We start from the raw sequence: 17,376 nt of genomic DNA, 5'->3' as shown, positions 1-17,376 counted from the left end.
AGCGGCGCCCTTTCAAGAGGGCAGATTTGTCCGCAGCCTCATCCCCGGCGACCGGAGATCCCTTCGAGACCGCCCGCAAATCCGTCCAGCTATCGTTACACCCCCAGTTCTTTCCTCATCCCAAGCCTGTCACGGACACGAAGAAACCCGGGCGCGGGTGCGCCCGGGTTTCCATATTCATGTAAGAGACGACATCTCTTAGAAATTGCGCTGGAAGCGCAGGATGCCGCCGACGCCGTCATCCTTGCCGTGGTACTTGCTGGCGCTCTGGTTGAAGTAGTCCACTTCAGCCGTGATCGTGAAGCCGGGAACGATCGTGTAGGCGACGTTCGCTGCCAGACCGAAGGTCTTGCCCTGATCGTAGGAGAGCTGCGCGTTCAACGAAGTCTTGTCGTTGACGTTGTAGGTCGCGCCGCCCCAGATGGCCCACTTGCCGTCCCACTGCTTGTAGAAGTTGCGGGTGAAGTGCTTCTCGGTGCCGTAGCCGCCCATCACGAACAGTTCGAGCTGATCGCCGACATTCACGTCGAGACGAACCTTGCCGGCCCACTCTTCCGAAGCGCTGTCATAGCCGACCACGCCGACCACGCCACCCCAGCCCTGGGCGTACTTGGCGCCGAGGACGACATGCGGCATGTAGCTGTCGATCGTGTAGATGCCTTCACCCTGCTCGAGCGACACCAGAGCCGAGAAGCCGTTGCCGGCATCGAAGGTGTAGCTGATCAGGTTGGTGTCGAAGTCGCCGTAGCCGACGATCGTGTCGTCGATGACGTTGCCGGCGTAACCGGAGAACGTGTTGAAAGCCGACTCGTCCTTACCGATGCGCAGACCGCCGAGCTGGACCCAGGCGAAGTTCAGCGAGATGCCCTTGTTGTGGGCGTCGTTGTAACCGCCGATGACGGTGTTGCCGAAGTTGATGCGGGTCTCGGTGTAGGTCTTCAGGGTGCCGAGTTCGGTTTCCTGGCCGGTCCAGGTCTTAAACGCGAAGCGGGCCTGCTTGTAGTAGGTGTCGTTCAGGCCGCCATTGCGCACGTCGATGACGTCGCGGGTGCCTTCACGGTCGCCGATACCGATGTCGTAGCGCAGATAGCCGCCGATGCGCAGGCAGGTCTCGGTGCCGGGGATGTAGAAGTAGCCGGCGCCGTAGACGTCGCAGATGCGCACGTATTCGGCCGGCTCCGGCTCGGCGACGACGACGGCGTCGGCGGCGCGCGCACCGGAAACTGCGATCAGAGCCGCAGCCGAGCCGAGGAGAAGGCTCTTGATGTTCATTTTCTGACCTCCAGTCAGAATCGCCGGCGAAACGGACCGAAACCGCGGCAAAAGCCCGCCGATGCGCCGCGGAATGGCGCGTAAGTGGATGAAAATGCAGGGATAATCTGGAGATGGCGGAGAGGATGGGATTCGAACCCACGAGGCCCTTTTGAGGCCTACTCCCTTAGCAGGGGAGCGCCTTCGACCACTCGGCCACCTCTCCGGCGCACCGCTGGATAATGAAAAGCCGGACCACAATCAATAAGGCCGGGCAACAATCCGGTAAAAAAGGCGGAACCCTTCCGGACGGGCGCCGGGGGGAGCATCCCCAGGCACCGCGCGATCAGGAGCCGAGTCGGGAGGGCGATTCACCGCCAGGAAGCGCCGCTCGGCCCGTTTTCAAGCTCTTTCCGGGCTCGAATGGTTAAGAACAGCTTTCTGCCGGGGGTGAAAACGTGTCATTTGTGCAACATGGGCCTTGGATAGCGTGCCGCCGATACATTGGCCGACGCGATCTGTGTTGAACGCCGCCGACCGATGGGTAATGTCGAGTTCGAAGAAGGAGCGCGGTGCGCATCTTTTTCAACAGTGGGGATGGGGCAGGGAACGCTGTCCTTCAGCAAATAATACCCAGACCCGTTTTTTAACTTTTGACTGGAGGTCAGAAAATGAACATCAAGAGCCTTCTCCTCGGCTCGGCTGCGGCTCTGATCGCAGTTTCCGGTGCGCGCGCCGCCGACGCCGTCGTCGTCGCCGAGCCGGAGCCGGCCGAATACGTGCGCATCTGCGACGTCTACGGCGCCGGCTACTTCTACATCCCCGGCACCGAGACCTGCCTGCGCATCGGCGGCTATGTCCGTTACGACGCCTCGTTCGGCGATCGCGGCTCCTTCAACGGCCGTGAAGCAGTCGACGTGCGCAACGGCGACTTCCAGCGCGCCTGGAACAAGCAGGCCCGCTTCGCGCTGAGGACCTATACCGGTCAGGAGACCGAACTCGGCACCCTGAAGACCTACACCGAGACCCGCTTCAACTACACCAACGGCGCGACGGGCGTTGACGCTCACTTCGCCTGGGTGCAGCTCGGCGGCCTGCGCATCGGCGCCGACGAATCGGCCTACGACACGTTCTCCGGTTATGCCGGCAACGTCATCAACGATACGCTGGTTCCTTATGGCGGCTTCGGCACCAACCTGATCAGCTACACCTTCGACGCCGGCAACGGCTTCTCGGCCATCGTCTCGCTCGAGCAGGGCAACAACGGTGACGTTGGAAGCACGCTCGGTACCGCTGGTATCGATGCCATCAAGCCGCGCTGGCTCGAGACCTTCGACCTCGACACCAACGTGATCGACAGCTATGTCCCGCACGTCGTGCTGGGCGCCAAGTTCACCCAGGGCTGGGGTGGCATCGTCGGTGTGGTTGCCTACAACAGCAACTACGAAGAGTGGGCCGGCAAGCTGCGTGTCGACGTCAACGTGAACGACGCGTTCTCCGTGTTCCTCATGGGCGGCTACGGCACCGACGACCACGTCGACCGGAACTTCTACAAGCCTTGGGGCGGCAACTGGGCTGTCTGGGGCGGCGGCACCTACAAGGTCAACGAGAAGACCGAGCTGAACGCCCAGGTGTCGTATGACGAGAACCGCAGCCTCGGCGTCGCGGCCAACGTCGCCTACACCATCGTGCCCGGCTTCACGGTCACCGGCGAAGTTGACTATGTCCACGAAGGCCGCTTCGGCCGGGACGACTACCTCGGCACCTGGACCGGCATCGACAAGAAGAACGCCGTCGGCGGCATCATCCGCTTCCAGCGCAACTTCTAATCAGTCGTTCGCGATCGAAATCGAACCCGGCGGGCAACCGCCGGGTTTTTTCTTTTCCTGGCCTGAAGAAGAAGTGCCTGATCCCAGGCGCATCCGCTTGCACGCAAGCAGTGGGCGCTGTAGCGCTGTTGTCGCTGTTTTTTCACGGACGAACATCACGATGCGCACACGCCCTCCCCTGACACCCCTTGTCGCGGCGCTGCCCGAAACCGTGCCCTTCGTCGGCCCCGAGGCGCAGGAGCGGGCGCGAGGGCGGCCGTTCCGGGCCCGCATCGGCGCCAATGAAAGCAGCTTCGGCCCTTCGCCGCGCGTCGTGGCACGCATGGCGGAAATCGCCGGCGACATGTGGATGTATTGCGACCCCGACAACCACGACCTGAAGGTTGCCGCAGCCGCCTATCTCGGACTGGCGCCCGACAATGTGGTGGTGGGCGAAGGCATAGACGGGCTTTTGGGCCTGCTCGTGCGGCTCTATGTCGGGCCGGGAGACCCGGTCGTGACCTCGCTCGGCGCTTATCCCACCTTCAACTTCCACGTCGCGGGAGCCGGTGGGCGGCTCGTCGCCGTTCCCTACGAGAACGACCGCGAAAGCCTTGACGGCCTGCTTGACGCCGCGCGCCGGGAAAAGGCGCCGCTGGTCTATCTCTCCAATCCCGACAACCCGATGGGAAGCTGGTGGAAAGCGGACGAGATCAACCGCTTCATCGAGGCGCTGCCGGAAACGTCGATGCTGGTGCTGGACGAAGCCTATTGCGAACTGGGGCCGGCCTCTGCGCTGCCGGCCATCGACGTGTCGCGGCCGAATCTCATCCGCATGCGCACCTTCTCGAAGGCTTACGGGCTGGCCGGCATACGCTGCGGCTACGCCTTCGGTGAGGTCCAGGCGATCCGCGACTTCGAGAAGTTGCGCAACCACTACGGCGTCAGCCGCATGGCCCAGGTCGCCGGCGTCGAGGCCCTGGCCGACCAGGCATGGCTGGGGCAAGTGGTGGCCAGGGTCGATGCCGGGCGCCGGCGCATCGCGGCGATCGCCGAGGAGAACGGGCTGAGACCCCTGCCCTCGGCAACCAATTTCGTCACCGTGGATTGCGGGCGCGACGGCGCCTTCGCGCTCAAGGTGCTGGAGGCGATGCTGGCGCGCGACGTTTTCATCCGCAAGCCGATGGCGCCGGGGCTCGACCGCTGCATCCGCATCAGCGTCGGTCTGGATCACGAACTCGACATCCTTGCCGAGGAGTTGCCCGGCGCACTCGCGGCTGCGCGCGGCAACTGAGGCGAAAAGCCGGGCCCGGCTCAGACGGCGCCCAGGCTTCCGGCAACCTGCTTGCCCACCGGCGCTGCGATGCCGGTGGCGCGCAGCGCCCAGCGGCGGCCGTCGCTGCGAAAATCGGTCAGGCTCAGCGGCTCCACGTCGATATGGCGGGCGCCCGACAGCGGTGCGCCGACGACATGCAGGATCGCCGCTCGAATCACCGGTGCATGCGTGATCGCGACGATGTGGCCCGGTTCGTTCACCAGCCCCTCCATCAGATCCGAGACACGACGAAAAACCCCCTCGAAGGATTCGCCACCGGGCGGCGTCGCCTGCGGATCACCCATCCACCCTTCCAGCGCCGTCGCCTCCATTTCCGCAAAGCTCCTGCCCGCCCAGGCACCGTAGTCCTGATCGCGCAGCGCCTCCATCTCGCTGGCTTGCAGGCCGAGCGCTTCGGCAACCTGCCGGGCGCTTGCGGCAGGGCCGCACCATACCCGGTCCGGCCGGCGCAGCACTGCCGACAGCGCCGTCGCCCGCGCCATGAGCCAGGCCGGCTCCGCCGCCTCCCCGCAAGGAAATGCGCCGCACCTGACCGCCGGTGAAACGCCGCTGCAAATCATGGTGAGACGCACGCGCATGGGGGCCATCCGGATTTCTTCGTCCACAGCCTAACCGATTCTTCGTCCGTAGACTTGCCGGACACGGGCAGGACCGCCCTGCGTCAACCGCCGGTGAAGAATCTCCCTTGAATTAAGTGAACGTTTGTTTCATTAATACCGCAAGCGAGGAGACAGATGGCGCGCAAGGCAGGTTCCGACGGCGAAAAGACCGAAGCCGCGATCCGCGAGGCGGCCGCCGCGTTGATCGCGCGCTACGGCTACGAGGCCGTTTCCATGCGCCGGCTCGGAACGGAGGTCGGCGTGCAGGCGGCCGCGCTCTATCGCTATTTCCCGACCAAGGAAGACCTGCTGTTCTCGCTCATGAACGAGCACATGAAAGGGTTGCTGGGCGCATGGCAGGCTGCGAGGCCCGCTTCCGGCGCGCCGGTTGCCCGACTGACCGCCTTCGTGAAGAACCACATCGCCTTCCATATCGCGCGCAGGCATTCCACCCATGTCTCCAACATGGAGCTGCGCAGCCTCTCGCCGGAGAAGCTGACCGCCATCCTGAAATTGCGCGGCGCCTATGAAAAGGAACTGCGCGCGATCCTTCGCGAGGGCGCTGAAAGCGGTGCTTTCGTCATCGACGATATCGGGCTGACCGCCATGGCGCTGATCCAGATGATCACCGGCGTCATCGTCTGGTTCCGCCCGGACGAACGCCTGTCGGTGGCCGGCGTCACCGCTACATATCTTGGCATGACAATGCGCCTCGTCGGCGCGACAATGCAGGTGGAGAGCCAGCATGTACACGCACACGCTGAACTTCGGGCTTGATTCGGACATGGAGTCCTTGCGCGACACGGTGCGCCGTTTCGCGCAGGAGCGGATCGCGCCGCTGGCCGCGGAAATCGATCGCACCAACGAGTTCCCGCCGCATCTGTGGGCCGAGCTGGGTGCGCTGGGCCTGCTGGGCATCACCGCCGACCCCGACTACGGCGGATCGGGCATGGGTTATCTCGCCCATGTCGTGGCCATGGAGGAGATCAGCCGGGCGTCCGCTTCGGTGGGCCTTTCCTACGGCGCACATTCCAACCTGTGCGTGAATCAGATCAACCGCTGGGGCACGAGGGAGCAGAAGGACAAATATCTTCCCGCATTGTGCTCGGGCGAGCATGTCGGAGCGCTCGCCATGTCGGAACCGGGTTCCGGCTCGGACGTGGTTTCGCTGCGCCTGCGCGCCGAGAAGAAGAACGACCGCTACGTGCTTTCCGGCACCAAGATGTGGATCACCAACGGACCCGACGCCGAGACGATGGTGGTCTACGCCAAGACCGATCCGGACGCGGGCTCGCGCGGCATCACCGCCTTCATCGTGGAAAGATCCTTCAAGGGTTTTTCCGTGGCGCAGAAGCTGGACAAGCTCGGCATGCGCGGCTCCAACACCGGCGAACTGGTGTTCGAGGACGTCGAGGTGCCGTTCGAGAATGTGCTGCACGAGGAAGGGCACGGCGTCGCGGTGCTGATGTCGGGGCTGGACTACGAGCGCACGGTGCTGGCCGGCGGTCCGCTCGGCATCATGGCGGCCTGCCTCGATGTCGCGATGCCCTATGTGCATGAACGCAGGCAGTTCGGCAGGCCGATCGGCGACTTCCAGCTCGTGCAGGGCAAGCTCGCCGACATGTACACCACGATGAACGCCGCGCGGGCCTATGTCTATGCGGTGGCGGCCGCCTGCGATCGTGGCGAGACGACGCGCAAGGACGCGGCCGGCTGCATCCTCTTTGCGGCCGAAAGGGCGACGCAGACGGCGCTCGACGCCATCCAGTTGCTCGGCGGCAACGGCTATATCAACGACTACCCGACCGGGCGCCTGCTGCGCGACGCCAAGCTCTACGAAATCGGCGCCGGCACCAGCGAGATCCGCCGCTGGCTGATCGGCCGCGAGATGATGGCGGAGGAAGGCTAGTGGGTTCGCGTACGCACCTTCGTCGAGCCCTCGTCCACGCGCTTGCGGGCAACCTCGGCAAGCGTGTCGGAAATCCATTGGTTGATGGATTTGCCGTCATTGGCCGCCGCCTTGCTGAGCAGCGCGTGTATCTCCGGCGTCGTGCGCAACGCCAGCTTGCCGGAATAGGGCTTTCGCGGTTCCACGCCCTGCTCCTTGCAGAAGGCAAGGTAATCGTCGACGCTGTCATGAAAAGCCTTCACCAATTCATCCGCGTTCTCGGCTTCAAATGTCACGATATCGCGAATGCCAAGCACGCGGCCATGAAAAACCATGTCCTCGTCATCGAATTCGATCGATCCCGAATATCCCTTGTAAAGTCTCACGGCGTTATCCCAACATCGACCAGAAACTCTCGAATATCTCGGATCGCCCAACGCCTCGTGTCTGGCGAAGGATGCGGGCGGTGGAGAAATAAAGTCTGGCCGGAAATAGTGAACCTCACGCGCGACCCGCTACCTTCAGACATCTTCGCACCACAAGCCAGAAGCAAAGCCTCTACATCGCGCCACTTGATCGAGCCGCTGACCGGATCAGCGAAAATTTCGGCAAGAGTTTTCTGATGCTTTCTATTCATCGACCACGCTTCCCCTTGCATCCCGATACTTGCAATCTGAAGCAAGATTTGGCGCGCAGTCCAGTTCGCAACCGATGGCCAGAGGGCTGATCCCCCCGACCCAGATTGATATCAAAATATAATATCAACCTTGAGCCTGTCAATGACCACGATCCAATCCCAGATCTCCCCCTCGTCCGAAACCTTCCGCGCCAATGCCGAGCGGATGCGGGCGCTGGTGGAGGATATCTCCCACAAGGCGGCCGTGGTCCAGCGCGGCGGTTCGGACGCCGCGCGCGAGCGGCATGTGGCACGCGGCAAGCTCCTGCCGCGCGAGCGGCTGGCGCAGTTGCTGGATACCGGCTCGCCCTTCCTGGAAATCGGCCAGTTCGCTGCCTATGGCATGTATGACGACCACATCGCCGCCGCCGGCATGATCGCCGGCATCGGGCGCGTCGAGGGCCGCGAGGTGATGGTGGTGGTCAACGACGCCACGGTAAAGGGCGGCACCTATTATCCGGTCACCGTGAAGAAGCACCTGCGCGCGCAGGAAATCGCGGCGCAGAACAACCTGCCATGCATCTATCTGGTCGATTCCGGCGGCGCCAACCTGCCCAACCAGGACGAGGTGTTTCCCGACCGCGACCATTTCGGCCGCATCTTCTACAACCAGGCCACCATGTCGGCGGCGGGCATTCCGCAGATCGCCTGCGTCATGGGCTCCTGCACGGCGGGCGGCGCCTATGTGCCGGCCATGGCCGATGAATCCATCATGGTGGGCAAGCAGGCCACCATCTTCCTCGGCGGGCCGCCGCTGGTGAAGGCGGCGACCGGCGAGGACGTGACGGCCGAGGAACTGGGCGGCGCCGACCTGCACACACGCGAATCCGGCGTGGCCGACCATTACGCGCTGGACGACGCGCATGCGCTGGCCATCACCCGGCGCATCGTGAAGAACCTGAACCGGAAAAAGGAGATCGCCCTCGATCTCCGCAACCCCGTGCCGCCGCTTCACGACCCCCACGAACTCTACGGCATCGTGCCGACCGACCTGCGCCAGCCCTACGACGTGCGCGAGGTGATCGCCCGCATCGTCGACGGATCGGAACTGGACGAGTTCAAGACCAATTACGGCACCACGCTGGTGACGGGCTTTGCGCATATTCACGGCATGCCGGTGGGCATCCTGGCCAACAATGGCGTTCTTTTCAGCGAAAGCGCGCTGAAGGGCACGCATTTCATCGAATTGTGCTGCCAGCGCAAAATCCCGCTGGTGTTTCTGCAGAACATCACCGGCTTCATGGTCGGCAAGAAATACGAGGCCGGCGGCATCGCCAAGGACGGCGCCAAGCTGGTGACGGCGGTGGCCACCGCGCAGGTACCGAAGGTGACGATGATCATCGGCGGCTCGTTCGGCGCCGGCAATTACGGCATGTGCGGGCGCGCCTATTCGCCCCGTTTCCTGTGGATGTGGCCGAATGCGCGCATTTCGGTGATGGGCGGCGAGCAGGCGGCCATGGTGCTGGCGCAGGTCAAGCGCCAGAACATCGAGCGCAACGGCGGCACCTGGACAACGGCCGAGGAAGAAGAGTTCAAGCGCCCGACGCTGGAGAAATACGAGCGCGAAGGCCATCCTCTCTATTCCTCGGCGCGGTTGTGGGACGACGGCATCATCGATCCCGCCAGATCGCGCGAGGTGCTGGCGCTGTCGCTTTCCGCCGCGCTCAACGCGCCGGTGCCGGACACGAAGTTCGGCGTGTTCAGGATGTGAGGACGGCCGTCATGTTCCAGAAGATCCTCATAGCCAATCGCGGCGAGATCGCCTGCCGCATCATCCGCACCGCACGGCGCCTGGGCGTGCGCACCGTCGCCGTCTATTCCGACGCCGATGCCCGCGCGCTGCATGTAGAGATGGCCGACGAGGCGATCCGCATCGGCCCGCCGCAGGCCGCCGAAAGCTATCTCGACGCCGAGCGCATCATCGCGGCCGCCAAGATCACCGGCGCGGAGGCGATCCATCCCGGCTACGGCTTCCTGTCCGAGAACCCGGATTTCGTCGATGCCGTAGTGGCGGCGAACCTCACCTTCATCGGCCCGTCCTCGGCATCGATCCGCGCCATGGGCCTCAAGGACGCCGCCAAGCGGCTGATGGAGAAGGCCGGCGTGCCGGTGGTGCCCGGCTACCATGGGGAGGCGCAGGAAATCGTGCTTCTGGCCTCCAAGGCGCGCGAGATCGGCTATCCGGTGCTCATCAAGGCGCGTGCGGGCGGCGGCGGCAAGGGCATGCGGCGCGTGGACGATCCGGAAGAGTTTGCCGAGGCGCTTTCGGGTGCGCGGCGCGAGGCCAAGGCCGCGTTCGGCGACGAGCGCGTGCTGGTCGAAAAATATGTCGACAAGCCGCGCCATATCGAGGTGCAGGTGTTCGGCGACAATTTCGGCAATGTCGTGCATCTGTTCGAGCGCGACTGCTCGGCCCAGCGCCGCCACCAGAAGGTGATAGAAGAGGCGCCGGCCCCCGGCATGACGCCGGAGATGCGCGCGGCGATGACGCAAGCGGCGGTGACGGCGGCCCAGGCGATCGCCTATTCCGGCGCCGGCACGATCGAATTCATCGTCGACGCCTCGGACGGCCTGAGGCCGGACCGCTTCTGGTTCATGGAGATGAACACGCGCCTGCAGGTCGAACATCCGGTGACGGAGATGGTGACCGGCATCGACCTGGTGGAGTGGCAATTGCGCGTGGCGGCCGGCGAGCGGCTTCCCCTGACGCAGGACGAGATCACGCTCGACGGCCATGCCTTCGAGGCGCGGCTCTACGCCGAGGATGCCGCGCGCGGCTTCCTTCCCTCCATAGGCACCTTGCACCATCTCGAATTTCCCCGGGCGAACGATGCGCTGCGCGTCGAGACCGGCGTGCGCGAGGGCGATGCCATATCGCCCTTCTACGACCCGATGATCGCCAAGCTGGTGACTCACGGGCCCGACCGGCCGGCCGCCCTGACGGCACTGGGCCGCGCGTTGGCCGGCACGGAAGTCGCCGGTTCGACCGTCAACACCGCCTTTCTCGCCGCGCTTGCCGCCGATGCCGATTTTGCGGCCGGCGACGTCGATACCGGCCTGATCGGCCGCAAACAGGCGGCGCTGACCGCCCTCCCGCCGCCATCGGACGGGATCGTCGCGGCGGCGGCGCTCGCGGCTACGGGCATCGCGGAGCGGCCCATTTCAGCCGACCCCTGGTCCGGGCTTGCCGGCTATGCGCATTTCCACGCCACGCCGCAACGCACCCATCTGCGCCTCGGCGAGCAGGAGATCGTCGCGCAGATTTCGGTCCAGAACGGAGGAGCGCGCATTGCGCTGGAAACGGCAGCGGGCGGAACCCTGCCGGTTCATCCTGCCGCGGCGCGCCTTGCCTGCTGGCCGGGGCACATCACCGTGTTCGACGGCGCCGCCGCCTACAATTTCGCCGTTCCCGACCCGCTGGCGAGCGCGGATGAGGCAGGTGCCGGCGCCGATGCGCTTCGCGCGCCGATGCCCGGGCTGGTGAAGCTGGTGCGGGCCGCCAGGGGCGAAACGGTCGCCAAGGGCCAGCCGCTGCTGATCCTGGAGGCGATGAAGATGGAACACGCCATCACCGCCTCGCGTGACGGCGTGATCGACGAGATCGCCGCCGAGGGCGCGCAGGTGAGCGACGGCACGGTGCTGGTGCGGTTCGTGGAAGAAAAGGAAGCCTGAGCCGGTTTTTTCGCCGGCCCCATTCCGGTTGACGGAATGCCTCTAACAGAATACGATTCGGCATGATCCGATCCTTCGCCGACCGAGACACGGAGAAGCTGTTCAACGACATTTGGGTCAGCCGTTTTTCGGGCATCGACAGTGCGGCTCGCAGAAAATTATTGCTTCTTCATGCTGCGCTGCGGCTGGATGATCTGAAGGCCCCTCCCGGGAACCGCCTGGAAGCCCTGAAGGGCAGCCGAAAGGGTCAGTGGAGCATTCGCGTCAACGATCAGTGGCGTATTTGCTTTGTCTGGCACGACAATGGCGCCGAAGATGTCGAGATCGTCGACTACCATAGGTGACAGTCATGGAACGCAAACTTGACCCCATTCCTCCCGGCGAAATTCTCCTGGAAGAATTTCTAAAGCCGCTGGGGGTGAGTCAGAACCAGCTTTCCCGAGATATCGACGTGCCCGTGAGCCGCGTCGCCGGCATCGTCAAGGGTGAGCGCAGCATCACCGCCGATACTGCCTTGCGGCTGGGAAAGTATTTCGAAACGAGCCCGGAAATGTGGCTCAATCTCCAATCGGATTACGAACTCAGGAAGCTGCGCTCCGGCGCATGGCCTGAAACGGAGAAACGGATACGGCCGCTCAGCGCCGCATAGCCTGCAACGAAAAACGGCCGGGGCGAGCCCGGCCGTTTCCTGTTCTTCCAGTGATCGGCTCAGTCCAGCGGGATCGGCGCGTATTTGCCGTCGTGCCACTGGTTGATGTCGTAGCTGGCGTTCTTGAGATCGCCCTTCTCGTCGAAGGTCACGTCGCCGACCACGGTGTGGATCGGCTCGCCGTTCTTCAGCGCCTCGGCCACCTTGACCGGATCGTCGGAACCGGCGCGCTCGATACCTTGCGCGAACGCCTGGATCACGGCGTAGGAGAACAGCGTGAAGCCTTCCGGCGTGAAACCGCCGGCCTTGATCTTCTCGATCGCTTCCTTGGCTTCGGGCCGCGCCTGCGGGTCGGACGGGAACACGAACATGGTGCCTTCGCCGGCCGGGCCGGCGACCTGCCAGAACTCCGGCGAGGCGATGGAGTCGGGCATGATGAGCTGGAACTTGTAGCCCTGCTCGGCCGCCTGGCGCAGCATCAGGCCGGCTTCGGGATGGTAGCCGCCGAAATAGACGACGTCGGCCTTCATTTCCTTCAGCTTGGTGACGAGCGCGGAATAGTCCTTCTCGCCGGCATTGATGCCGTCATAGAAAATCTCCTTCAGGCCCGACTTTTCCATCGTGTCGCGGACGGCATCGGCGACGCCCTGGCCGTAGGCGCTCTTGTCGTGCAGGATGGCGACGTTCTTGCCGGCATATTTCTTGGCGATCCACGGCCCGATGAAGGCGCCCTGGGCATCGTCGCGCGTATAGAGGCGCATGATCGTGCTCCAGCCCTTGGCGGCGGCGTCGTCGGTCATCGCCGGGTTGGAGGAGGCAGGGCTCATCATCATCACGCCGCCCTCGGCATAGACAGCGGAGGCGGGGATGCTGGAACCGGAGCAAGCGTGGCCGTCCACGAACTTGACGCCGTTGGCGACGATGCGGTTGGCGATCGAAACGGCCTGCTTCGGATCGCACTGGTCGTCCTCCATCGACAGCTTGATCGTGCGCCCGGCGACACCGCCCGAAGCGTTGATGGCGTCGGCCGCAGCTTGGGCGCCCTGTTTGAACTGGTCGCCGATATTGGCGAGCTGCCCGGTCATGGGGCCGGCCACGGCGAAGGTGATGTCGTCGGCCAGCGCGCCCGACGAGCTCAGCAACAGGCCGAACATGGCTGCCTGCAGAATTCCCGTTTTTCTCATAGTGTTCCCGTCCTCTATTCTTGGCACTGCCCCCTGGCAGCGCTCTGGAGGAAGTGGACAATTCCATTCTTCCGGGAATCTGTCCAGACGCATTAGCATTCGTGAGCATGCATGGGGGGCATTGCTTGCGGCGTGCTGGAAAGGCGAAAGCCGCGCCGGCCTTGTCTCGGCCGGTCGCGGCTTTGGCGGTGGCTTCAACGGCGCCGAAACGCCTCTTTCCGCCTGCTTCCCTGCTCGCGCGCGGAGGTGCATTGCCGCCGCGTCGCTCTACTTCCAACCTTTTGGGCGGCCGTTGGAGCGGCCTCCCCATCAGGCGTTTCTCAGTGCAGCGTCATCCATTCGCGGGCATCGCGCAGAGCCTGGGCGATCTCGCCCTTGGACATGGTGGCCGACAGTTCCGAGCGCAGTTCGGCGGCACGCAGCGAGCCCTTGATGGCGGCGATGTTGAGCCATTTGTGAGCGGCGACCACGTCGATCTCGCAATCGCGGCCGGTGGCGTACATCATGCCGAGTTCGAACAGGATATCGGCCTGCGCGGTGGCGCCCATCGTACCGAACCCGGCTTCAAGCATTTCGAAACGTGCCATTTTTCGTCCCCTGTCTTGCTCCCGAGAGCGGCCTTCATTTGCGTCCCGCCGGACCGCTCCTTCGATGCTTCCAAGAATGCCGGAGAGCCTTGAATCCGTCGTTAAATGGCGTGCTTAATTTGAAGAAAACAAAGCTAAAACAAGAGGTAAACGTGACGAACCGTTAAGGATAGAAAGCCCGCCGCGGTGCGGAATTCGCGAAAATTCGACGAAAATCCGACCCGGTGCGGACAACGCTTCGCTAACCACAAAAACGCTTCCGATCAGAAAGAGATCTGCCGGGCACCGGCGAAACCTTTGCTGCCGGCGCGGAAAATCGCGCCATCCTTCCCCAGCGGCACCGCTTCCGCTCGCCCGGCAACTGAACTAGCCTGTCGCGGCGCAGGGCCGGACGACGGCCTTCCAGGGAGGACACGGATGTTTGGCAAGATCAGCGCAGCGCTCGCGGCCGGGCTCATGATGACGGGCATGGCCCTGGCCGACCCCATCGAAGGCGATTGGAAGACCGCATCCGGCGCCACGGCCGTGATCGCCGGCGGCGGCGACGGCTTTTCCATCACGCTCAAGACGGGCAAGCACGCCGGCAAGCGCATCGGCTCTTTCAAGCCTTCCGGCGATGCCAAATACACCGGCACCATAACCGATCCGGACAGCGAAAAGACCTATTCCGGCAAGGCATCGCTGGCGGGCGCCTCGCTGAAGCTCAGCGGCTGCGTGCTGGGCGGCCTGATCTGCAAGAGCCAGACGTGGATGAAGATGTAGGTGAATGGTGAATGGTGAATGGTGAATGGTGAATGGTGAATGGTCGGGCAGAATGCCCCGCCGTTCAACCAGCTACAGTCTGCCATTCACCATTTTTCCATTCACCGTTCGCCTACCGCGCCCTTTGCCCGAACAGCACCTTCTGCGCCTCCTTGTCCTCCGCAAGGTTGCGGCGGTGCTCCTGCCCCACCTCGACAGCCCTGATGACGGCGGGGCGTTCGGCTATAGCCTCGAACCAGCGCTTCACGTTCGGGAAATCGTTCATGTCCTGGCCCTGGTTCTGCGGCGAGCGCATCCACGGGAAGGACGCCATGTCGGCGATGGAGTAGTCGTCGCCGGCCAGATAGGCGCGGTCGGCGAGGCGCCGGTTCATCACGCCGTAGAGCCGGTTGACCTCGTTGGTGTAGCGCTCAATGGCGTAAGGCACCTTTTGCGGCGCATACTGGCGGAAATGATTGGCCTGGCCGGCCATCGGCCCCAGGCCGCCCATCTGCCAGAACAGCCACTGGTCCACTTCGGTACGCCGGCGCTCGTCGGCCGGATAGAACTTGCCGAACTTGCGGCCGAGATATTGCAGGATGGCCCCGGATTCGAACACCGAGATCGGCTGTCCGCCGGGTCCTTCCGGATCGACGATAGCCGGCATGCGGTTGTTGGGCGAGATCTTCAGGAAAGACGGCTCGAACTGCTCGCCACGGCCGATGTTCACATATCTGACCTCATAGGGAATGCCCGCCTCTTCCAGGAAGATCGTGATCTTGTGGCCGTTCGGCGTCGGCCAGTAGTGAAGTTCCATCGGGGCGGTCTGCGAGGTCATGCCAAGTCTCCGTGTTGAATTACCCCAACGCAGATAAACATCGGCGGACAGATCGCAAGCGCCGGCGGGCTCAAAATCCCGTCAATAAATTTGAACCTCGGATGAACGGCCTTCTCAGAGCCGGTTCAGGCGCATGGAGGCATTCTGCTCCTGTCTCGAGGGGAAAAAAACATGCTCGCACGCCGCTTCACCATCGTCTGCCTTCTGGTGACCCTGTTCGGCATGGGCTTCGCCATGCTGGTGGCCGAGGCCGGCAGGTCCGAACGCCACTGGGAAGACCATTCCCGCTGCGGCTTCGCCTGCCAGACCTCGCCGCGGCTCTGACAGGAAGGCCGCCACGATGCCCCGTTCCGCCGCAAAGATCCGCAAATTCCTGCACCTGCTGACACGCGCCGGCATCATCCTGGTGTTGCTGGCCGCGCCGGTGCTGGCGGTGCCCAGCCTGCGCGCCGACCCCGGCGCCATCATCGAGGCGCCGGCGCCGAAGAAGACCGGCATGGGGCTGGTGCTGCTGGTCAGCCTGCGGCGCGGCTGAGAAGGCATAATCGCGGAAGCGAAGATGGCCCTCCCCTGCGGCCTTTCCTCTACTATAATGGGCCATGGAAAAACGAATCTACCCGGAAGCCATCGAGACGATCGTCACGCCCGAGCCCTACGAGGCGCGCAATTTCACCGATGCGCGCGAAGCGGTGGCCGCGTTGCGCGCGCTTTACGAGCGTAACACCGCCTTTCTGCGCCACTGCTTCTCGGCGCTGGCCACCAGCGGCGACAAGAGCACCCGTTACCGGGCCTTCTATCCGGCCGTCAGCATCACGACGACCTCGTTCACCCAGGTCGACTCGCGGCAGGCATACGGGCACCTGGCCACGCCCGGAAACTACAGCACCACGATCACCCGGCCCGACCTTTTCGAGGACTATCTCGTCGAGCAGTTCCGGCTGCTCATGCGCAACCATGGCGTCCCGCTGACAGTGTCGGAATCCGACACGCCCATCCCGCTGCATTTCGCCCTTATCGAAGGCACCCATGTCGACGCCTCCGCGGCCGAGCACATCAAGCGACCGATTCGAGACCTGTTCGACGTGCCCGACCTCGACGGCACCGACGACCACATAGCCAACGGCACGCTGCAACTGGGGCTGGGCGAGCCGAAGCCGCTGGCGCCGTTCACCGCGCAGCGGGTGGACTATTCACTGCACCGGCTGTCCCACTACACCGCAACCAGTCCGCAGCATTTCCAGAACTACGTGCTGTTCACCAACTACCAGTTCTATATCGACGAATTCTGCGCGCTGGCGCGCGACATGATGGCCAGGGGCGAAGGCAGCTACGAGGAATTCGTGGAGCCGGGCAACCTGGTCACCCGCTCGGGAATGACCCATCCGGACGGAGGCGCGATCTCGCCGCGCCTGCCGCAGATGCCCGCCTATCACTTGAAGAAGCCGAACCACGGCGGCATCACCATGGTCAACATCGGCGTCGGCCCCTCCAATGCCAAGACCATCACCGACCATGTCGCGGTGCTGCGTCCGCACGCCTGGGTGATGCTGGGCCACTGCGCAGGCCTTCGCAACACGCAGGCGCTGGGCGACTATGTGCTGGCGCACGCCTATGTGCGCGAGGACCATGTGCTGGACGACGACCTGCCGGTGTGGGTGCCGGTGCCGCCGCTGGCCGAGATCCAGGTGGCCCTGCAGGAGGCGGTGGCCGAGGTGACCGGCCTGTCGGGCTACGACCTCAAGCGCATCATGCGCACCGGAACGGTCGCCACGATCGACAACCGCAACTGGGAATTGCGCGACCAGCGCGGCCCGGTGCAGCGCCTGTCGCAATCGCGCGCCATCGCACTCGACATGGAATCGGCGACCATCGCGGCCAACGGCTTCCGCTTCCGCGTGCCCTACGGAACGCTGCTGTGCGTCTCCGACAAGCCGCTGCACGGTGAACTGAAGCTGCCCGGCATGGCGACGGAATTCTACAAGCGCCAGGTGGCGCAGCACCTGACCATCGGCATAAGGGCGATGGAGAAGCTGGCCGAAATGCCGATGGAGAGCCTGCATTCGCGCAAGCTCAGGAGCTTCTCCGAAACGGCCTTCCAGTAGCCGTCTCCCCAAAAGGGCCACCTTGAAGGCGCCGCAATTGTTCCG

Annotated in this window: 20 protein-coding genes and 1 tRNA gene; 12 read left to right on the top strand and 9 right to left on the bottom strand. The window is 64.0% G+C overall.

Features of this window, described 5'->3' with window-relative positions; genetic code table 11:
• Positions 1 to 198: 198 nt before the first annotated feature.
• Both ACTDI4_RS09280 and ACTDI4_RS09275 read right to left on the bottom strand, forming a co-directional pair.
• Entirely contained in the window at positions 199 to 1,272 is a 1,074-nt protein-coding gene (locus tag ACTDI4_RS09280; RefSeq protein ID WP_442840880.1) for a porin, read from the bottom strand.
• Between the two features lie 114 nt (positions 1,273 to 1,386).
• Positions 1,387 to 1,477 (bottom strand) — tRNA-Ser (locus ACTDI4_RS09275).
• 445 nt (positions 1,478 to 1,922) lie between these two features.
• Here ACTDI4_RS09275 and ACTDI4_RS09270 point away from each other — a divergent pair.
• Complete coding sequence (locus tag ACTDI4_RS09270; protein WP_442840879.1) at positions 1,923 to 3,080, top strand: porin; 1,158 nt, start codon at positions 1,923 to 1,925, stop codon at positions 3,078 to 3,080.
• Here ACTDI4_RS09270 and ACTDI4_RS09265 read toward each other — a convergent pair whose 3' ends face one another.
• Complete coding sequence (locus ACTDI4_RS09265; protein ID WP_442840878.1) at positions 3,081 to 3,248, bottom strand: hypothetical protein; 168 nt, start codon at positions 3,246 to 3,248, stop codon at positions 3,081 to 3,083.
• Between ACTDI4_RS09265 and ACTDI4_RS09260 the strand changes: the two genes are divergently transcribed.
• Entirely contained in the window at positions 3,241 to 4,353 is a 1,113-nt protein-coding gene (locus ACTDI4_RS09260; protein WP_442840877.1) for a pyridoxal phosphate-dependent aminotransferase, read from the top strand. The genes ACTDI4_RS09265 and ACTDI4_RS09260 overlap by 8 nt on opposite strands.
• Positions 4,354 to 4,373: 20 nt before the next feature.
• Here the strand turns inward: ACTDI4_RS09260 and ACTDI4_RS09255 are convergent, their stop codons facing one another.
• Positions 4,374 to 4,877 (bottom strand): histidine phosphatase family protein, encoded by a 504-nt coding sequence (locus ACTDI4_RS09255; protein ID WP_442840876.1) that lies wholly within the window; start codon positions 4,875 to 4,877, stop codon positions 4,374 to 4,376.
• A gap of 252 nt (positions 4,878 to 5,129) precedes the next feature.
• Here ACTDI4_RS09255 and ACTDI4_RS09250 point away from each other — a divergent pair, with 252 nt between their 5' ends.
• Both ACTDI4_RS09250 and ACTDI4_RS09245 read left to right on the top strand, forming a co-directional pair.
• A complete protein-coding gene (locus ACTDI4_RS09250) occupies positions 5,130 to 5,771 on the top strand; it encodes a TetR/AcrR family transcriptional regulator (protein ID WP_442840875.1) in 642 nt (213 codons plus the stop codon).
• On the top strand, positions 5,740 to 6,903 hold the full coding sequence (locus ACTDI4_RS09245; protein WP_442840874.1) for an isovaleryl-CoA dehydrogenase: 1,164 nt from the start codon (positions 5,740 to 5,742) through the stop codon (positions 6,901 to 6,903). The genes ACTDI4_RS09250 and ACTDI4_RS09245 overlap by 32 nt, the downstream gene beginning before the upstream one ends.
• Here the strand turns inward: ACTDI4_RS09245 and ACTDI4_RS09240 are convergent.
• Both ACTDI4_RS09240 and ACTDI4_RS09235 read right to left on the bottom strand, forming a co-directional pair.
• Positions 6,900 to 7,268, bottom strand: a complete 369-nt coding sequence (locus tag ACTDI4_RS09240; RefSeq protein WP_442840873.1) for a type II toxin-antitoxin system HicB family antitoxin — start codon at positions 7,266 to 7,268, stop codon at positions 6,900 to 6,902. The two genes, ACTDI4_RS09245 and ACTDI4_RS09240, sit on opposite strands and share 4 nt — an antisense overlap.
• Positions 7,265 to 7,519 carry a type II toxin-antitoxin system HicA family toxin gene (locus ACTDI4_RS09235; RefSeq protein WP_442840872.1) on the bottom strand — a complete coding sequence of 85 codons (255 nt, stop codon included), beginning with the start codon at positions 7,517 to 7,519 and terminating at the stop codon, positions 7,265 to 7,267. Before ACTDI4_RS09235 ends, ACTDI4_RS09240 begins: the two co-directional genes overlap by 4 nt.
• Positions 7,520 to 7,661: 142 nt before the next feature.
• On the opposite strand from ACTDI4_RS09235, the gene ACTDI4_RS09230 reads away from it, so the two are divergent.
• The 4 genes from ACTDI4_RS09230 to ACTDI4_RS09215 all read left to right on the top strand — a co-directional run bounded on the left by ACTDI4_RS09230 (position 7,662) and on the right by ACTDI4_RS09215 (position 11,879).
• On the top strand, positions 7,662 to 9,269 hold the full coding sequence (locus ACTDI4_RS09230) for a carboxyl transferase domain-containing protein (RefSeq protein WP_442840871.1): 1,608 nt from the start codon (positions 7,662 to 7,664) through the stop codon (positions 9,267 to 9,269).
• A gap of 11 nt (positions 9,270 to 9,280) precedes the next feature.
• The gene (locus ACTDI4_RS09225) at positions 9,281 to 11,230 is read left to right on the top strand and encodes an acetyl-CoA carboxylase biotin carboxylase subunit (RefSeq protein ID WP_442840870.1); all 1,950 of its coding nucleotides are present in this window, start codon (positions 9,281 to 9,283) and stop codon (positions 11,228 to 11,230) included.
• A gap of 62 nt (positions 11,231 to 11,292) precedes the next feature.
• Complete coding sequence (locus ACTDI4_RS09220; protein WP_442840869.1) at positions 11,293 to 11,574, top strand: type II toxin-antitoxin system RelE/ParE family toxin; 282 nt, start codon at positions 11,293 to 11,295, stop codon at positions 11,572 to 11,574.
• Between the two features lie 5 nt (positions 11,575 to 11,579).
• Complete coding sequence (locus ACTDI4_RS09215; RefSeq protein ID WP_442840868.1) at positions 11,580 to 11,879, top strand: HigA family addiction module antitoxin; 300 nt, start codon at positions 11,580 to 11,582, stop codon at positions 11,877 to 11,879.
• 59 nt (positions 11,880 to 11,938) lie between these two features.
• Here the strand turns inward: ACTDI4_RS09215 and ACTDI4_RS09210 are convergent, their stop codons facing one another.
• Together ACTDI4_RS09210 and ACTDI4_RS09205 are read right to left on the bottom strand one after the other, a co-directional pair.
• On the bottom strand, positions 11,939 to 13,063 hold the full coding sequence (locus ACTDI4_RS09210) for an ABC transporter substrate-binding protein (protein ID WP_442840867.1): 1,125 nt from the start codon (positions 13,061 to 13,063) through the stop codon (positions 11,939 to 11,941).
• A gap of 320 nt (positions 13,064 to 13,383) precedes the next feature.
• Positions 13,384 to 13,650, bottom strand: a complete 267-nt coding sequence (locus tag ACTDI4_RS09205; RefSeq protein ID WP_442840866.1) for an SEL1-like repeat protein — start codon at positions 13,648 to 13,650, stop codon at positions 13,384 to 13,386.
• A gap of 417 nt (positions 13,651 to 14,067) precedes the next feature.
• Between ACTDI4_RS09205 and ACTDI4_RS09200 the strand changes: the two genes are divergently transcribed.
• Positions 14,068 to 14,412: a DUF2147 domain-containing protein gene (locus ACTDI4_RS09200; RefSeq protein WP_442840865.1), complete on the top strand. Its 345-nt coding sequence runs from the start codon at positions 14,068 to 14,070 to the stop codon at positions 14,410 to 14,412.
• Positions 14,413 to 14,524: 112 nt separating this feature from the next.
• Here ACTDI4_RS09200 and ACTDI4_RS09195 read toward each other — a convergent pair whose 3' ends face one another.
• A complete protein-coding gene (locus tag ACTDI4_RS09195; RefSeq protein WP_442840864.1) occupies positions 14,525 to 15,229 on the bottom strand; it encodes a glutathione binding-like protein in 705 nt (234 codons plus the stop codon).
• A gap of 171 nt (positions 15,230 to 15,400) precedes the next feature.
• Here ACTDI4_RS09195 and ACTDI4_RS09190 point away from each other — a divergent pair, with 171 nt between their 5' ends.
• The 3 genes from ACTDI4_RS09190 (at position 15,401) to ACTDI4_RS09180 (ending at position 17,331) form a co-directional block, all read left to right on the top strand.
• Positions 15,401 to 15,553: a hypothetical protein gene (locus ACTDI4_RS09190; RefSeq protein WP_442840863.1), complete on the top strand. Its 153-nt coding sequence runs from the start codon at positions 15,401 to 15,403 to the stop codon at positions 15,551 to 15,553.
• A gap of 16 nt (positions 15,554 to 15,569) precedes the next feature.
• Entirely contained in the window at positions 15,570 to 15,764 is a 195-nt protein-coding gene (locus tag ACTDI4_RS09185; protein ID WP_442840862.1) for a hypothetical protein, read from the top strand.
• Between the two features lie 64 nt (positions 15,765 to 15,828).
• Positions 15,829 to 17,331 (top strand): AMP nucleosidase, encoded by a 1,503-nt coding sequence (locus tag ACTDI4_RS09180; RefSeq protein WP_442840861.1) that lies wholly within the window; start codon positions 15,829 to 15,831, stop codon positions 17,329 to 17,331.
• Positions 17,332 to 17,376: the final 45 nt, after the last annotated feature.

Origin of the sequence: Mesorhizobium sp. PUT5, from assembly GCF_052216645.1 — a bacterium.
GTDB lineage: Bacteria > Pseudomonadota > Alphaproteobacteria > Rhizobiales > Rhizobiaceae > Mesorhizobium.
The sequence above is the reverse complement of the archived record's forward strand: the minus strand, read 5'-3'. Positions and strand labels throughout refer to the sequence as shown.

Bases quoted from the DNA above. Each gene is read 5' to 3' on its own strand.
- ACTDI4_RS09280 (WP_442840880.1), bottom strand. From the start codon at position 1,272: ATGAACATCAAGAGCCTTCTCCTCGGCTCGGCTGCGGCTCTGATCGCA.
- ACTDI4_RS09270 (WP_442840879.1), top strand. From the start codon at position 1,923: ATGAACATCAAGAGCCTTCTCCTCGGCTCGGCTGCGGCTCTGATCGCA.
- ACTDI4_RS09260 (WP_442840877.1), top strand. From the start codon at position 3,241: ATGCGCACACGCCCTCCCCTGACACCCCTTGTCGCGGCGCTGCCCGAA.
- ACTDI4_RS09255 (WP_442840876.1), bottom strand. From the start codon at position 4,877: ATGGCGCGGGCGACGGCGCTGTCGGCAGTGCTGCGCCGGCCGGACCGG.
- ACTDI4_RS09250 (WP_442840875.1), top strand. From the start codon at position 5,130: ATGGCGCGCAAGGCAGGTTCCGACGGCGAAAAGACCGAAGCCGCGATC.
- ACTDI4_RS09245 (WP_442840874.1), top strand. From the start codon at position 5,740: ATGTACACGCACACGCTGAACTTCGGGCTTGATTCGGACATGGAGTCC.
- ACTDI4_RS09235 (WP_442840872.1), bottom strand. From the start codon at position 7,519: ATGAATAGAAAGCATCAGAAAACTCTTGCCGAAATTTTCGCTGATCCG.
- ACTDI4_RS09230 (WP_442840871.1), top strand. From the start codon at position 7,662: ATGACCACGATCCAATCCCAGATCTCCCCCTCGTCCGAAACCTTCCGC.
- ACTDI4_RS09225 (WP_442840870.1), top strand. From the start codon at position 9,281: ATGTTCCAGAAGATCCTCATAGCCAATCGCGGCGAGATCGCCTGCCGC.
- ACTDI4_RS09220 (WP_442840869.1), top strand. From the start codon at position 11,293: ATGATCCGATCCTTCGCCGACCGAGACACGGAGAAGCTGTTCAACGAC.
- ACTDI4_RS09215 (WP_442840868.1), top strand. From the start codon at position 11,580: ATGGAACGCAAACTTGACCCCATTCCTCCCGGCGAAATTCTCCTGGAA.
- ACTDI4_RS09210 (WP_442840867.1), bottom strand. From the start codon at position 13,063: ATGAGAAAAACGGGAATTCTGCAGGCAGCCATGTTCGGCCTGTTGCTG.
- ACTDI4_RS09205 (WP_442840866.1), bottom strand. From the start codon at position 13,650: ATGGCACGTTTCGAAATGCTTGAAGCCGGGTTCGGTACGATGGGCGCC.
- ACTDI4_RS09200 (WP_442840865.1), top strand. From the start codon at position 14,068: ATGTTTGGCAAGATCAGCGCAGCGCTCGCGGCCGGGCTCATGATGACG.
- ACTDI4_RS09195 (WP_442840864.1), bottom strand. From the start codon at position 15,229: ATGACCTCGCAGACCGCCCCGATGGAACTTCACTACTGGCCGACGCCG.
- ACTDI4_RS09190 (WP_442840863.1), top strand. From the start codon at position 15,401: ATGCTCGCACGCCGCTTCACCATCGTCTGCCTTCTGGTGACCCTGTTC.
- ACTDI4_RS09185 (WP_442840862.1), top strand. From the start codon at position 15,570: ATGCCCCGTTCCGCCGCAAAGATCCGCAAATTCCTGCACCTGCTGACA.
- ACTDI4_RS09180 (WP_442840861.1), top strand. From the start codon at position 15,829: ATGGAAAAACGAATCTACCCGGAAGCCATCGAGACGATCGTCACGCCC.